This is a genomic window from Candidatus Competibacteraceae bacterium (assembly GCA_016713505.1).
Taxonomy (GTDB): domain Bacteria; phylum Pseudomonadota; class Gammaproteobacteria; order Competibacterales; family Competibacteraceae; genus Competibacter_A.
This window is the reverse complement of the sequence record JADJPA010000001.1, coordinates 1,450,361-1,465,065: the sequence shown is the minus strand read 5'-3', so window position 1 is coordinate 1,465,065 and position 14,705 is coordinate 1,450,361. Positions and strand designations below refer to the sequence as shown.

Annotated in this window: 15 protein-coding genes; 7 read left to right on the top strand and 8 right to left on the bottom strand. The window is 62.0% G+C overall.

What is annotated here, in order from left to right; genetic code table 11:
* The first annotated feature begins 25 nt into the window (after positions 1-25).
* A complete protein-coding gene (locus tag IPK09_06715; protein MBK7983303.1) occupies positions 26-502 on the top strand; it encodes a hypothetical protein in 477 nt (158 codons plus the stop codon).
* 195 nt (positions 503-697) lie between these two features.
* Here IPK09_06715 and thiD read toward each other — a convergent pair whose 3' ends face one another.
* Positions 698-1,492: a bifunctional hydroxymethylpyrimidine kinase/phosphomethylpyrimidine kinase gene (gene thiD, locus IPK09_06710; protein MBK7983302.1), complete on the bottom strand. Its 795-nt coding sequence runs from the start codon at positions 1,490-1,492 to the stop codon at positions 698-700.
* A gap of 253 nt (positions 1,493-1,745) precedes the next feature.
* On the opposite strand from thiD, the gene IPK09_06705 reads away from it, so the two are divergent.
* The 5 genes from IPK09_06705 (at position 1,746) to gspF (ending at position 8,378) form a co-directional block, all read left to right on the top strand.
* A complete protein-coding gene (locus tag IPK09_06705; protein ID MBK7983301.1) occupies positions 1,746-2,291 on the top strand; it encodes a thioesterase family protein in 546 nt (181 codons plus the stop codon).
* A 118-nt stretch (positions 2,292-2,409) separates the two neighbouring features.
* Positions 2,410-3,405: a hypothetical protein gene (locus IPK09_06700; protein ID MBK7983300.1), complete on the top strand. Its 996-nt coding sequence runs from the start codon at positions 2,410-2,412 to the stop codon at positions 3,403-3,405.
* Positions 3,406-3,454: 49 nt separating this feature from the next.
* On the top strand, positions 3,455-5,653 hold the full coding sequence (gspD, locus tag IPK09_06695) for a type II secretion system secretin GspD (protein ID MBK7983299.1): 2,199 nt from the start codon (positions 3,455-3,457) through the stop codon (positions 5,651-5,653).
* Complete coding sequence (gene gspE, locus IPK09_06690; protein MBK7983298.1) at positions 5,650-7,167, top strand: type II secretion system ATPase GspE; 1,518 nt, start codon at positions 5,650-5,652, stop codon at positions 7,165-7,167. The genes gspD and gspE overlap by 4 nt, the downstream gene beginning before the upstream one ends.
* A complete protein-coding gene (gspF, locus tag IPK09_06685; GenBank protein ID MBK7983297.1) occupies positions 7,167-8,378 on the top strand; it encodes a type II secretion system inner membrane protein GspF in 1,212 nt (403 codons plus the stop codon). The genes gspE and gspF overlap by 1 nt, the downstream gene beginning before the upstream one ends.
* Here the strand turns inward: gspF and IPK09_06680 are convergent.
* From IPK09_06680 to IPK09_06650, 7 genes are all read right to left on the bottom strand, one after another.
* Positions 8,363-8,842 carry a pyridoxamine 5'-phosphate oxidase family protein gene (locus tag IPK09_06680; protein ID MBK7983296.1) on the bottom strand — a complete coding sequence of 160 codons (480 nt, stop codon included), beginning with the start codon at positions 8,840-8,842 and terminating at the stop codon, positions 8,363-8,365. The two genes, gspF and IPK09_06680, sit on opposite strands and share 16 nt — an antisense overlap.
* Before the next feature lie 59 nt (positions 8,843-8,901).
* Positions 8,902-10,119 carry an aminotransferase class V-fold PLP-dependent enzyme gene (locus IPK09_06675; protein ID MBK7983295.1) on the bottom strand — a complete coding sequence of 406 codons (1,218 nt, stop codon included), beginning with the start codon at positions 10,117-10,119 and terminating at the stop codon, positions 8,902-8,904.
* Positions 10,120-10,138: 19 nt separating this feature from the next.
* Positions 10,139-10,630, bottom strand: a complete 492-nt coding sequence (locus IPK09_06670) for an Rrf2 family transcriptional regulator (GenBank protein ID MBK7983294.1) — start codon at positions 10,628-10,630, stop codon at positions 10,139-10,141.
* A gap of 113 nt (positions 10,631-10,743) precedes the next feature.
* A complete protein-coding gene (locus IPK09_06665; GenBank protein ID MBK7983293.1) occupies positions 10,744-11,256 on the bottom strand; it encodes a DUF1249 domain-containing protein in 513 nt (170 codons plus the stop codon).
* The gene (lpxH, locus tag IPK09_06660) at positions 11,253-11,996 is read right to left on the bottom strand and encodes a UDP-2,3-diacylglucosamine diphosphatase (protein MBK7983292.1); all 744 of its coding nucleotides are present in this window, start codon (positions 11,994-11,996) and stop codon (positions 11,253-11,255) included. Before lpxH ends, IPK09_06665 begins: the two co-directional genes overlap by 4 nt.
* A gap of 6 nt (positions 11,997-12,002) precedes the next feature.
* Positions 12,003-12,500, bottom strand: a complete 498-nt coding sequence (locus IPK09_06655; protein ID MBK7983291.1) for a peptidyl-prolyl cis-trans isomerase — start codon at positions 12,498-12,500, stop codon at positions 12,003-12,005.
* 30 nt (positions 12,501-12,530) lie between these two features.
* Entirely contained in the window at positions 12,531-13,145 is a 615-nt protein-coding gene (locus IPK09_06650) for a peptidyl-prolyl cis-trans isomerase (GenBank protein ID MBK7983290.1), read from the bottom strand.
* A gap of 106 nt (positions 13,146-13,251) precedes the next feature.
* Between IPK09_06650 and IPK09_06645 the strand changes: the two genes are divergently transcribed.
* Complete coding sequence (locus IPK09_06645) at positions 13,252-14,658, top strand: glutamate--tRNA ligase (GenBank protein ID MBK7983289.1); 1,407 nt, start codon at positions 13,252-13,254, stop codon at positions 14,656-14,658.
* The last annotated feature ends 47 nt before the right edge of the window (positions 14,659-14,705 follow it).

Here is a 14,705-nt window from a genome sequence, read left to right as displayed (position 1 = left end):
CGGAAGCAACAGGAGGTATGACAGCATGTTGATCGAGCATCTCAAATCATCACGCAACGGGTTGTTGGTAGCCGCTCTGGTTATGTCGCTTGGAGGAGTTGGCGCGGCGCAATCGGCCGAAACAGGGGTCAGCCCGCCGCCCTTGAAAGCTCCTCCGGTATTACCGGGCGCCAAGCCGGCAGTCCCCATGACCTCTCCTGCGCTACCGGGCGCCAAGCCGGCAGTCCCCATGACCTCTCCTGCGCTGCCGGGCACCAAACCGGCAATGCCCATGACGGCCCCCGCGACGTCAAGCGCCAAGCCGGCTCCCGTGACTGCGGGAGCGGCGGGTGTCTCTGGCAATCCAGATGGTTCTTGCCCGGAATCGGCGCCAATCAAAGGCTCCAGATCCAAGATCTACCATGCGCCCGAAGGCAGGAACTACGCGAAAACCAAGGCTAAATTGTGCTTTGCGAGCGCGGAAGCCGCCGAGCAAGCCGGTTACCGCGCGCCGAAGAAATAATTCTTAGGTTGCCCTGATCGAACTCGCGCCCCTCTCGATGGCGCTCCCGAAATATTTTTTCGGGAGCGCCATCGAGAGGGGCGCAGTTGTTTGGTTTTTATTATATCTTTTTGTATTATAAGGAAAAAGACAGTAAGGCAGCATCCTTTTAGGATCGGAAATGTTATCAAACGCGCTCGGTTTGGCCGTCCCACTTCAATAACGCACCGTATGGCCGTGGTTCAAGGGGCCGCAGCCCTTGCCAAGATCAGGCGCGGTGCGGATCGCCTCTCGGACGTAAGCCAGCGCCCGTTCGACCGAACTGCTGAGCGTTAAGCCCTGCGCCAATCCGGTCGCGATCGCTGAAGCCAGCGTGCATCCGGTGCCGTGGGTATTACGGCCGGTCATGCGTGCGGTGGTGAACGCTTTGGAGCTGTTAGGCCAGACCAGCCAATCGGTGACAGTCGCGCCGGCTAGATGGCCACCCTTGACCAAGACCGCCGCCGGGCCGAGTTTCAAAAGCTGCCGGGCCGCCCTCGCCAAATCGTCGGGCTGGCGGATGGCCAGACCGCTCAGCGCTTCAGCCTCGCGGACATTGGGTGTCATGAGGGCCGCTTTCGGCAACAAGCGTCGGACCAGCGTTTCGCGCGCCGCCGGATCGAGCAGGCTGTCTCCGCCCTTGGCGTACATTACCGGGTCCACGACCACCGGAATGCCGGCCGCCGCGCGCTCCAACACCTCGGCTACGGTTTCGATGACGGCGGCGTTGTGCAACATGCCGGTCTTGATGCAATCCGCGCCGATGTCCTCCAGCACCAATTGCATCTGCTGGGCGATGAAAGCCGGATCGATACCGACGATCCCAAATACCCCTTGCGTATTCTGCGCGGTCAGGGCCGTGATCGCGGTTGCTGCGTAACCGCCGAGCGCCGTCACCGTCTTGACATCCGCCTGAATCCCCGCCCCGCCGCCGGAATCCGATCCGGCCACAATTAATATGCGTCCGCTCATTGACATGTTCGTTCCTATAGGTAAGGTTAGGTTCGGCGGCCAACACGTTTTAAAGACGTTGAGTGCCATTATCGAGGAGAACGGCTCCATGAGTCCCCTCAGCCGGTTGAGGGATGTGTCCGCCTTCCAATTCGAGGGTTGCCAACAAGAAAAATTATTCCAAGGCGTCTCGTGTAGTCATCATTGCGCAACGCGCCAAAAGCAGGTAGCGTACCGCGCCTTTCCCTCGGACAGCGATGAGTCACTGACTATTATGCGGGTTGAATCTCCTCTGTGCCTGTATACCGATGTCGTACCTTCTCAGTGGATTGATTACAACGGCCATATGAATGTGGCTTATTACGTGCTGGCGTTCGATCGCGCCACCGATGCCTTCATGGACTTCTTAGGGATGGGGCGAGATTATCGGGACAATGAAAAGTGCTCGGCTTTCGTGGTGGAGACCCATGTCAACTACCAACGGGAGCTGATGGCTGAAGATCCGATGCGCATCACCACGCAACTGTTGGGTTTCGATAGCAAGCGCATCCATTATTTCCACCGGCTGTATCACGCGCGAAGAGGCTTTTTATCGGCGACCAGCGAATTGATGGTCATCCATGTGGATCTGGCCGAGCGACACAGCGCGGTGATGCCCGTGGGGGTTTTGGATCGATTGGGCGCAGTGATGGCCGAGCACCTGCAACTGCCGCGACCGCCGCAGTCCGGGCGGGTGATCGGGGTGCGCTCCAAGCCGGCGCTTCAGACTCCCGCCATGGCCGTGGTGAAACCGCGAGCGCGAGCGCGGGGACATGCCTAGCCCGCAACCGCCAGACGCGCGGGAACTCGCTCGCTGGGGCCGGCAAAAAATCAACGCGGGACGCCGTGGTTTTTTGTTATGCTCCTCCCTCATCGAGCGGCCACTTCGAGTGTGAAAGTTGGCGAATTTTTTACAAAATGTCTTGCTGGCAGCGGAAAAGCGCATCGGACCGGCGCTGGCTCGATCCGATGCTTGGTTGCGACCGACCGTCGTTGTTGTCAACGCCCTGTTAGTAGTGGCGCTGGCTTACGCGCTGGCGGAATTGGCGGCGGCGATGCTGTGGAACCGCTTGCCGCTGCCGGCCAGCGCCGCGCCAGCGCCGGGATCGCCTTCCAGTGAGATGGCGATCACCCAGCAGCCGGCCGATTATGCCGCGGTCGGCGCTTGGCATCTGTTCGGGCAGATGGAAGCGCCCCGACTCGTTGAAGCTCCCCCGCCCCCAGCGTCGGTCACTCCGCTCAATCTGCGCTTGGTCGGCGTGTTTTTCATCGAGCGGGGCGGCAAGGCCTTGGCGCTCATCGCGGAAGGGAGCGGCCTGGAACGGAGTTATCGGAGCGGCGAGGAACTGCCTGGCGGAGCCCGGCTGGATCGAATCCAGCGCGATAGCGTCATCATCTCTCACGGCGGCCAGCAAGACACTCTGAATCTTCCCCGGTTGGACAGCGCCGACCGGTCGCCCGCCTCAGGGGACATGCCGCCGGTGTTGCCCGGCGACGCTCCTGCGCCCGCCGAAGCACCGGGCCAACTCCCCGAACAATCGATGAATGCGAACCCACAACCGATCAACGCGGCCATGATCGCCTCCCGACTGCACGGCGCGGCCGATCAATCCCAGGTCTTGCAAGATCTGGCGCTCGCTAGCCCGTCCGGGCAAAACGGCCGGTTTCTCGGATTCCGACTGCGGCCGGGGCGGGTCCGGCAGTTGATGAAACAATTGGGCCTCGACAGCGGCGATGTCATAACGGAAGTCAATGGCACCCGCTTTGACAACCCCCTGCAAGGCCTTTCCGTCTTACAGGGATTGAAGGATGCCGGACGGATCGATGTGCGGGTCCTACGACACGGCACTGAGATTCCCTTGGCGGTTTCCTTGGGCAAGCCCACCGTTCAATGAGCGACTAGCGAACGCTGGCGTGAATCCGGCGCGACGATTGGCGATGACGATGAATAACTGGTTGAGCAGACAGCTCTCTTCTTGCAGGCCCTTCACATCCGGCCGGGTTTTGGGCGCGCTGGTGTTGGTTTGGCTGTTGGTCCTTACGGCCCATGCCGCTCCGGTGACGCTCAATCTCAAGGACGCCGATATCAATGCCCTGGTGGAGAGCATGTCGGTTCTCACCGGCAAGAATTTCATCGTCGACCCGCGCGTCAAGGGCCGGGTGACCATCGTGTCCTCCAAACCGATGGATGAAAAAGAACTCTATGAGGTTTTCCTAGCCGTGCTGGGCGTGCATGGCTTCGCCGCCGTTCCCAGCGGCAACACGGTCAAGATCGTTCCGGCGGCCGGGGCCAAGCAAGAAAGCATCCCCACCATCGATGGGCGCAAGGTCATCGAGCCCGACCAGATCGTGACCCGGATCATTCAGGTTCAGAACGTCTCGGTCGCCCAGATCGTGCCGATCCTGCGCCCGTTGATACCCCCCCAAGGCCATTTGGCCGCCTATACGCCCACCAATGTCTTGATCGTTTCCGATACCGCCGCCAACGTCGAGCGGGTCGCCAGCATCATCGGCCGGATCGATTTGGCCAGCAACGAAGAAATCGAAATCGTCCCGTTGCGCCATGCTTCGGCCAATGAAATCGTGCGCGTGCTCTCCACCTTGGAGCAGAACCGGGGCAAGGGCGATCCGGCCGCCGCCGTCGGCACCCCACCGCGGCTGGTGGCGGACGAGCGCACCAACAGCATTCTGCTCAGCGGAGACAAGGTGTCGCGCCTGCGATTGCGGACCTTGATTTCCCATTTGGATACGCCGGTGGACAGCGGCGGTAACACCCAAGTCGTCTATTTACGGTACGCCAAGGCCAAGGATTTGGTGAACGTATTGCAGGGGGTCAGCAAAAATCTGAGCAATGATATCGTCCGCAATGCGCCGATGCCCGGACAAGGTCAGGCGCCACCGCCGGGTGGAAGCAGTAGCGGCGCCGCCAGTTTGATCGACATTCAGGCCGATGAGGCGACCAACTCGCTGGTGATCACCGCGCCGCCCGAACTGATCCAATCCATGCGTACAGTCATCGCCCAACTGGACGTGCGCCGCGCGCAAGTGTTGGTTGAAGCGGTCATCGCTGAGATTTCCGCCGAGAAGACCGCCGAATTGGGCGTGCAATGGGGCGTGGGGGGCAACCATGCCATCGGCTTCACCAATTTCGACGCCGGCGCCAGCAGCCTGGCCAACGTGCTCGGCGTGGGAAGAACGGTGGATTCGGCTTTAAGAAATAATGTGTCCGTACCCTCGGCGACGCTTGATGCTATTCCCAAAGGAATGCAGCTGGGCGTTGGCGGCAGCGACTTCGGAATTTTGCTCGGCGCCTTGGCCAAGGACGCCGATACCAACGTGCTGTCCACGCCGACCGTGGTGACGCTGGACAATGAGGAGGCGGAAATCGTGGTCGGCCAAAACGTGCCGTTCGTGACCGGCACCTATACCACCTCGACGACCAGTTCGGCGACCAGTACGAGCAATAACAATACCCTGCAATCGGGCGGGCCGTTTCAAACCATCCAGCGGCAGGATGTCGGTATCACGTTAAAGGTCAAGCCGCAGATCAACGAGGGCAACGCCGTCAAACTGGAAATCGCCCAGGAAGTCTCCAACGTAGTGCCGTCCGCCAACGCCGCGACCCAAGGGCCCACCACCAACAAGCGCTCGATCAAAACCAAGGTGCTGGTGGAGAACGGGCAGATTTTGGTCTTGGGCGGACTGATCGACGAAAACCTCAGCGAAAGCGCGCAAAAAGTGCCGGTTTTGGGTGATGTTCCGATGGTCGGCAACCTGTTTCGCTACCGCAATACCAACCGACTCAAGCGCAACCTGATGGTGTTCCTGCATCCGGTGATCTTGCGCGATCCGGTGCAAAGCACCTTGTATTCCAGCGATAAATACAGCTATATCCGCGACCAGCAGCTCGCCGCCCGCGAGAAAGGCGTCGATTATCTCTTACCCGGCGAACAACCCCCGCTGCTCAAGCCGGAACATGACGTGAAGCGGCAAGGTACGGTGCTCGCGATTCCACCCCTGGATAAGCCGCCACCGCCACCGCCGGCGGCGCGCGAAGAGTCCGCTGCTCCCGTGCCAGCGCCGCCAGTCCCCAAGCGTCAGTCGGAGGCCGAGCCCGCGGATTTCGGTTTCGGCAACAAATGAGTGCTGAGCCCCCGCCTCCCGCTCTGAAGGAGAGCGAATCAAACGCGACCCGGCAATTGCCCTACGCTTTTGCCAAACGCCACGGCGTGCTGGTAGTGGACGAAGAAGACGGTAAGGTCACCGTCGCTTATCGACCCGGCATCAACCCGCACAGCCTGACTGAATTGCGGCGCTTTCTGAATATCCCGCTGCGGCCGGTGATGGTGGCGGCGGATCATTTCGAACGGATGTTGCAAGACAGCTACGAAGGCGACAGCGACGGTGCGGCCCGGATGATGGAGGACTTGGGCGAGGAAATCGATCTCGACCAAGTGTCGCTCAGCCTGCCCGAACCGGAAGATTTGCTAGAAAGCGCCGATGATGCCCCGATCATCCGCTTGATCAATGCGTTGCTGACCGGCGCGATCAAGGAGAACGCCTCCGATATTCACATCGAATCCTTTGAAAATCGCCTAATGATCCGGTTTCGGGTCGATGGCGTGCTGCGCGAAGCGCTCCAACCGCCGCGCGCGCTGGGACCGCTGTTGGTGTCTCGGGTGAAGGTCATGGCCCATCTCGACATCGCCGAAAAGCGGCTGCCGCAGGATGGCCGAATTTCGTTGCGGGTAGCCGGCCGGCCAGTGGATGTGCGGGTTTCGACCTTGCCGACCGGCCACGGCGAACGGGTGGTGATGCGTCTGTTGGACAAGCGCGAAGGCCGGCTTGATTTGCGCCATTTGGGTATGGAGCCGGGCAGCGAGTCACGCTTGATCCGCCTGATCCAGCGTCCGCACGGCATCCTCCTGGTGACCGGCCCCACCGGTTCCGGCAAGACCACCACCTTGTATGCGGGACTGACCCGGCTCAACGACCGCAAGCGCAACATCATGACCGTGGAAGATCCGATCGAGTATTACCTCGATGGGATCAGCCAGACTCAGGTCAACACCAAAGTCGAGATGACCTTCGCCCGCGGCCTGCGCGCCATTTTGCGCCAGGATCCCGACGTGGTGATGGTCGGTGAAGTCCGCGATCTGGAAACCGCCGAAATCGCCGTGCAAGCCTCGCTCACCGGCCATCTGGTGCTCTCGACCCTGCACACCAACAGCGCGGTCGGCGCCATCGCCCGCTTGCGCGACATGGGGGTGGAGCCGTTCCTGCTGTCGTCTTCGCTGGTCGGCGTGTTGGCGCAACGGCTGGTGCGCCGGCTTTGTCCCAGCTGCAAGCGCCCGCATCACGCCACTCCGAGCGACTGTGAGGTGCTGGGGGTCAATCCGACCGTCCCACCGACCATTTACACGCCCGCCGGTTGCGATCAATGCAACCAATCGGGCTATCGCGGGCGCTCCGGGATTTTTGAGTTGGTGGTGGTGGATGAGGCCATGCAAACCATGATTCACGAAGGCCGGGGCGAACTGGACCTCGAACGCTACGCCCGCCAGCTCAGTCCGAGCATCCGTGACGACGGCCGCCGCCGGGTGCTGGCCGGTGACACCTCGCTGGCGGAATTGGTGCGGGTGACGCAGGAGGATTAGTGCCCGCCTTTCAATATCTCGCACTCGATGCAAAGGGCCACCAAGCCAAAGGGTTGATCGAGGCTGACACGCCACGTTTGGCCCGTCAGGTGCTTCGGGAACGCGGCTTGAACCCGCTGGGGATCGAGGAAGTCGCCAGCCGGGAACGGCGGCGCAGCCGGCAGGTTTGGGGCCTGCGGATCAGCGCGACCGATCTGGCGCTGATCACCCGACAGATGGCCACGCTGGTGGGATCGGGTTTGCCGGTGGAAGAAGCGCTGGGCGCGGTGGCGCGCCAAGCCGACCGGGCGCGGTTAGGCGGTTTGATGCTGGCGGTGCGCACGCGCGTGTTGGAAGGGCATACGCTAGCGAACGCATTGGCCGATTTCCCGCAAGTCTTTCCGGAACTCTATCGGGCGACGGTGGCGGCCGGCGAGCAGTCGGGCCATCTGGAAGTGGTGTTCGAGCGACTGGCCGATTACACCGAAGCCCGCCAGCAGATGCGCCAGAAAGTCGGATTGGCGCTGTTTTATCCGCTGCTGTTGACCGGCGTTGCGGTCTTGGTGGTGGCTGGCCTGCTGACTTATGTGGTGCCGCAGGTGGTGCAGGTGTTCAGCAGCCTCAACCAGCAGTTGCCGGCGCTGACCCGTGGCTTGATCGCACTGAGCGAGTTTCTGCGGCAGAACGGCTGGCTGTTGTTGTTGGTCCTGGGTACGGGCGCGGGCGCGTGGGTATTGGCGCTGCGGCGGTCCGGCTTTCGGCGACGAGTCCATCGGGCGCTGTTGCGGCTGCCGTTGGTGGCGCGGCTGGTGCGCGGCACCAACACCGCGCGTTTCGCCCGGACTTTCAGCATTTTGATGGCGAGCGGCGTGCCGGTGCTGGAGGCGTTGCGGATCTCGACGCAGGTCGTCAGCAACCTGCCGATGCGGGAGGCGGTGGAGCAGGCTGCGGCGCGGGTCAAGGAAGGGGCCAGCCTGCACAAGGCCATCAGCGCCAGCGGCTACTTTCCGCCGATGACGGTGCAGTTGATCGCCAGCGGAGAAGCCAGCGGCCGGCTGGAAAACATGCTGGAGCGAGCGGCGATCCAACAGGAGCGCGAAACGGAGACCTTGATCGCCGCGCTGCTGGGGATTTTCGAGCCCGTGCTGATTCTGGTGATGGGCGGGGTGGTGCTGATCATCGTCCTGGCCATCCTGCTGCCGATCTTCGATCTCAATCAACTGGTGCGTTGAAGGGCCGCCTGCAAATCCGGCCCATCCAGCGTGTAAGCACGGGCGAAGCCGCCGACGAAACGAACCCGCAACGGACTCAAGCGCAACAATAAAAAATCGTCAAAATCAAAGCGCGGTAGCGATGCCGGCAGCCCCTCCTGGTAACGCGCCGCGGATTGTCGATAATCCTCACTGGTCCGGGGAATCGTGGCCAGGTCGCCCTGGATCATCACCCGCGCCAACGTCTGCGGGTCCTCCTCAGCTCCTTCCGGAGCGCTGATCGCCAGGCCGACGCGCGGGTGGGCCAGCAGGTTGCGGGTATGGGCCGCCAGCGTGCTGAGGTGCAGCAGGAAGCCGCTGAAGTCGGCTTCCGGGACATAAGCGACCCACGAGGCCTCGGGACCGTCCACACCCTGGGTTGCCAGCGCGGCCCAGCGTCGGGTGCGGATCAGTTCGACCATCAGGCGTTGCTCGTTAAGAGTCATTGGCGCTGACCTCAAAAGGGCGCGGTAACCGGCGCATCGAACAAGCCATGATACGGCCTTCAGGCCGGTGGCGCCCAAGCTATCGGGTCTACTGTCGTAGCCTTGCCCGCCATCCAGAAGGGTGACAAGGCTCGCAGTCGCTCGACCGCTGGGGTGATGGCTTGAAGGGTGTAATCGATCTCCGCAGCCGTCGTGAAACGGCCCAAACTGAAACGGATCGCCCCGCGCGCCCGAAGCGCGTCACAACCCATGGCTCGCAACACGTGCGACGGTTCGGTGTTGGCGGAGGTGCAGGCGGAACCGGTGGAAAGGGCGATGTCGGGAACGGCCGCCAGTAGCGCTTCGGCGGCGATGCCGGTAAAGCTGAGGTTGAGGATGCCGGGCCAATGACGTTCGGGATGCCCGTTCAGCGTGACGGCGCCCAAACCCGCCAGCGCCTGCCACAGCTGATCGCGCAGTTGCTGGAGGCGCGCGCGCTCTTCTCCCATTTCCATACCGGCAATCCGACAGGCTTCACCCATGGCGACGATTTGGTGGACCGGCAGGGTGCCAGCCCGCAAACCGCGTTCTTGACCGCCGCCGAACAACAGCGGCTCCAGCCGCACTCGATTCGGGCGCTGCCGCACGAACAAGGCGCCGATGCCCTTGGGGCCATACAGTTTATGAGCGCTGAGGCTGAGCAGGTCGATGTGTGAGCGACTGAGTTCGAGCGGGAGCTTGCCGGCGCTTTGCGCCGCATCGACATGTAGCAAAATCCCGCGCGCGCGCGTCAAGGCACCGATGGCGGCTAGGTCCTGGGCCGTTCCGGTTTCGTTGTTGACGTGCATCAGCGACACCAAAACGGTGTCAGGGCGAAAGGCGGCAGCGACCTGTTCGCAAGTGATCGAGCCGTTGGGGTCAGGGTCCAGGTAGGTGACGGAGCAACCGTCTGCTTCCAGGTGCCGGCACACATCGAGAACCGCTTTGTGTTCGGCTTTACTAGTGATGAGGTGGCGGCCGCGTCGCACGTATGCGCGCATGGCGCCGCGCAGAGCCAAATTGTTGGCTTCGGTCGCGCCCGAGGTCCAGATGATTTCGCGGGGCTCGACCTGAAGTAGCGCAGCGACATGTGCTCGCGCCGTCTCAACCGCTCGCGCGGCCGTTCGGCCGAAAGCGTGGGTGCTGGATGAAGGATTGCCGAAAACGCCGTCCTGAGTCAGATGCTGGCCCAGCAATGCCGCTACCCGTGGGTCGACCGGCGTGGTCGCGGCATAATCAAGGTAGATCGGCAACCGCATCATGCCATGGTGAGATCGCTCATACGACGGCGACAGCTATCGGTATCGGCTCGTGGGAATGGCGCTCGCGCCGCCGCGTGCTATTTTGCCGGCGCACCACTTCGCAGACGGCCGGCCGCTCCACGAACTGCGCCAACGTAATCCCTTCCAAGAAGGTGAAAATCTGCCGGCTCAGATCGGTCCACAGCTCATGCGTCAAGCACCGCCGGCCTTCCTGGCAATTCTCGTGGCCGAAACAACGGGTGGCGTCCAGCCGTTCGTCGACGGCGCTGATGATATCGGCAACCGTGATCTGATCGGGGAACCGCGCCAGCCGATAGCCGCCGCCCGGACCGCGCACGCCTTCAACCAGGCTACGCTTGCGCAGTTTGGCGAACAATTGCTCCAGATAGGAGAGGGAGATGCCCTGACATTGGGAAATTTCGGCAAGCGTGACAGGACCGTAGCGGTCATGAATCGCCAAATGCATCATTGCAGTAACAGCATACCGACCTTTCGTTGAAAGTCTCATAAGTATGACCCTGCTGGTGACCTGATGAAAATAACAAGCACTAATTCCTGACTATTGAGTATGGAAAATATAGTAGCCGACAATATTAGTCAACTATTCAAGAAAAAATAGCCTTAAATTTTAAGAGTGGATGGCGAACCGACAAGTGAGGGGGAGGGGATTTCGCTGAAGCGGTGGCCTTGGCGCAGGCAGTAATTCAGCCATTTGAACAGGAACCGGTTGATCTGCCAACGCCGATGGAGGAGCGTGCCATCAGCGTGCTGAAAACTGAATAGCTCCGAATCGAATGCGGGAAAGCGGCGGAGTTGGGCATTCAACACTTCGGCCAGCCGCGCATCGTGATAGATGCGAATGCGCAGATCGGGTTCTGGGAAAAGGCCATCACGCTCGCTAAAATAGTAGGTCAGGCTCAGCTCGCTGGTATAGCGAAAACGTTCGATCAGCCGCAGGTGCAGGTCCAAACCGTCCGGTATGTGGGACACCAAGGCGACAGGCTGTTTCGGAAGCGTCGGAATCAGCCGGCGCATGTTGATGTAATTGCACTCGTATAAATCCATCAATGCCGGGAAGGTGCCCGGCTCATTGCGCGCCAGCGAACGGACGTGAGGTGGAGAGAGCAAGATCATCGCTTTTGAGTATCGGCTTGAAGCAAGGTTTCCAAACGCCAGCCGTCCGCCTCGCAACGTAACACCAGGCTTTCGTGCCCGTGCCAATCACCCAGCACCACCCGTCGCGCCGGCAGACCGTCGAACGTCCAGTCGTGAACGGCGGGTCGGTGGGTGTGGCCGTGGATCATCCGCCGGACGGCGTGCTCGCGCAGCGCCTGCTCCACGGCGGCGGGGTTGACGTCGGTGATATCGGCGGCCTTCTGTTGGGTGGCCTGCCGACTGGTTTCTCGGAGCTGGCCGGCCAGCGCCCGCCGCTGCGTCAAGGGTAGCGCCAGCAGTTGCGCCTGCCAGGCCGGATCGCGCACCTTGGCGCGGAAGGCTTGGTAGTCCAGGTCGTCGGTGCAGAGGGTATCGCCGTGCAAGACCAGCACGGTTTCACCATATAAATCAATAACCTGATGTTCAGGGAGCAGCCGAACGCCGCTGGCGGCGGCAAAGCGCTCGCCGATCAGAAAATCGCGGTTGCCATGCAGAAAATACACCGGAACGCCGGAACCGGTCAGGCGGTACAGGGCCGCGGTGACATGGTTGGCCAGTTCGGCGTCGTCGTCATCCCCGATCCACGCCTCGAATAAATCGCCCAAGATATAACAAGCGTCGGCTTGGCTGGCCTGTTGTTCCAGAAAAGCCAACAAGAGCGCCGTCGTCGCCGGTCGGGTCGGATCGAGGTGCAGATCGGAGATGAACCACGTGGCCATGATCGTTTATTCGCCGCTGATTTCCACCTGGGTGATCGCCACGTCGTCGACGGGCACATCCTGGTGGCCGCGCCGGCTGGTGGTCGGTACCTTGGCGATGGCGTTGACCACCTCCATGCCTTCGACCACGCGTCCGAACACGCAATAACCCCAGCCTTGATTGGTCGGGCTGCGGTGGTCGAGGAAATCGTTGTTTTTGACGTTGATGAAAAATTGCGCGGTGGCGGAATGCGGGTCGGACGTGCGCGCCATGGCGATGGTGCCGGTCTGATTTTTCAGGCCGTTGTCCGCTTCGTTGCGGATGGGCGCGCGGGTCGATTTTTGAGTCATGCCCGGTTCGAGGCCGCCGCCTTGAATCATGAAGTTGGGGATCACCCGGTGAAAGAGGGTGCCTTCATAAAAACCGTCTCGCGCGTATTGTAAGAAGTTGGCGGAGGTGGCGGGCGCGTTGGCGGTGTCGAGTTCGAGGCCGATGACTCCAAGGGTCGTATGAAGCTTGATCATGCGTTTAACTCACTATTTTAACGGGTTATTTTAAGGTTTTTTGGCGGTGTCGGCCGCTGGCGTGGCCGGTCGGTCGATCAGTTCGACCGTGTTGATGAGGACCGGCGTGGCCGGTACATCGGAGAACCCGCCGCCGGGGCCGCCGGCGCCGGTGGCGACCTTGCGGATTTTATCCACCGTTTCCATACCGTCGACGACTTTGCCAAATACAGCATAACCCCAACCTTGCGGTGTCGCTGATCGGTAATCCAGAGCCGGATTATCTTTGACGTTGATGAAGAATTGGGCAGTGGCCGATTGGGGGTCGGACGTGCGGGCCATGGCGATGCTGCCCCGTACATTCGTGAGGCCGTTATCGGCTTCGTTGGCGACCGGCGCGCGGGTGGGTTTCTGTTTGAAGTCGGCGCTGAAACCGCCGCCCTGAATCATGAAGCCGTCGATGACGCGGTGAAAAATAGTGCCGTTGTAAAAGCCATCGCGCGCATAGGCGAGAAAGTTCTCGACCGTCTTGGGGGCCTTGTCGTCGGCCAGCTCCACGGTGATGGCGCCGAGGCTGGTATTCAGTCGGACCTGGGGGCCGGCCTGAGCGACCGCGCCGAGCAAACCGAGAACAGTCACAGCCAGTAACGGGGATCGAATTCGCATTGGTAGAAGGTCCTGGTTATAAAGATCAGAGCAGGATGATAGTCAGAGATGACGCCGACCGCCAGATTTGGTGACGGTGGGCGCTTTCCGTTACCATGATTTCACTATGACCATCACCCACGTCAAAACGCGGTTCGCGCCCAGCCCGACGGGTTTTCTACATCTTGGCAACGTGCGCACCGCCTTGTTCAATGCGTTGTTGGCCCGGCGCGATGGCGGGCAGTTTTTGCTGCGCATCGAAGACACCGACCGGGAGCGCAGCCGCGCGGAGTTTGTCGACGCCTTGCTGGAGGATTTGCGCTGGCTGGGACTGGACTGGCGGGAGGGACCGGAGGTCGGTGGCCCGCAAGCGCCCTACGCGCAGTCGGAGCGGACGGCGATCTATGCGCGGTATTACCGACGGCTGGAGGGTTCGGAGCAAAGCTATCCGTGTTTTTGCACGCCGGCCGAATTGGCCTTGAGCCGCAAAGCGCAGTTGGCGGCCGGCCGACCACCGCGCTATACCGGTACGTGCGCGCGCTTGGGCGCGGACGAACGCCAGGCGCGGCTCGAACGCGGCTTGCAGCCGACGCTGCGGTTTCGGGTGCCGGCGGGTCGGGCGGTCGAATTCACCGATCTGGTGCGCGGCCCGCAGCGTTTCGCCAGCGACGACATCGGCGATTTCGTGATTCGCCGGGCCGATGGCACGCCGCAGTTCTTTTTCGCTAACGCGGTGGACGATGCCCTGATGGGAATTACGCAGGTGCTGCGCGGCGAGGATCATCTGGCCAATACGCCCCGTCAGTTGCTGCTGTTGGAGGCGCTGGCATTGTCCGCGCCCCGCTACGGTCATCTGGCGCTGATCGTCGGGGCCGACGGCGGGCCTTTGTCCAAGCGCGCCGGCGATCTCAGCATTCGCGAATTGCGCGCCAGCGGTTATCTGCCGGAAGCCGTGTTGAACTATCTGGCGCGGCTCGGTCACGCCTACGCGCGGGATGTCTGGATGGCGCCGGAGGTCTTGGCGGCGGAGTTTTCGACCGCGCATCTAGGCCGCGCCCCGGCCCGTTACGATGAAGCACAATTGCTGCACTGGCAAAGCGAGGCGGTCCAGCACGCGGCGTCGGCGCGGCTGTGGGAGTGGGCGGGCGCGGCCGTGCGGGCGCGAGTGCCGGCCGCGCTGAGCGCGGAGTTCATCGAGACGGTCCGGCCCAACAGCCGCTTCCCAAACGATGCGCTGTTTTGGGCGGAGCGCTTGTTCGGTGCGGACTTGACGCCCGGCGCCGAAAGCGCGGCGGTCACCGGCGCCGCGGGCGCCGAGTTCTTCGCGCACGCGCTCGCCGCCTACGCCCAGCACGGCGCCGACTATCCGACGCTGGTTGCCGGTCTGCGCCAGCGAACCGGCCTCAAGGGCAAAGCGCTGTTCATGCCGTTGCGGGCGGCGCTGACCGGAGAAACCCACGGCCCCGAACTGGCCCGCATTCTGGCGTTGCTGCCCCCGGACACGGTCCGGCGTCGCCTGCGAGCGTGTTGCTGAGCTCGACCGGTTGCGGACGCCTGTTCATTCCATCATCCCGATCGCCC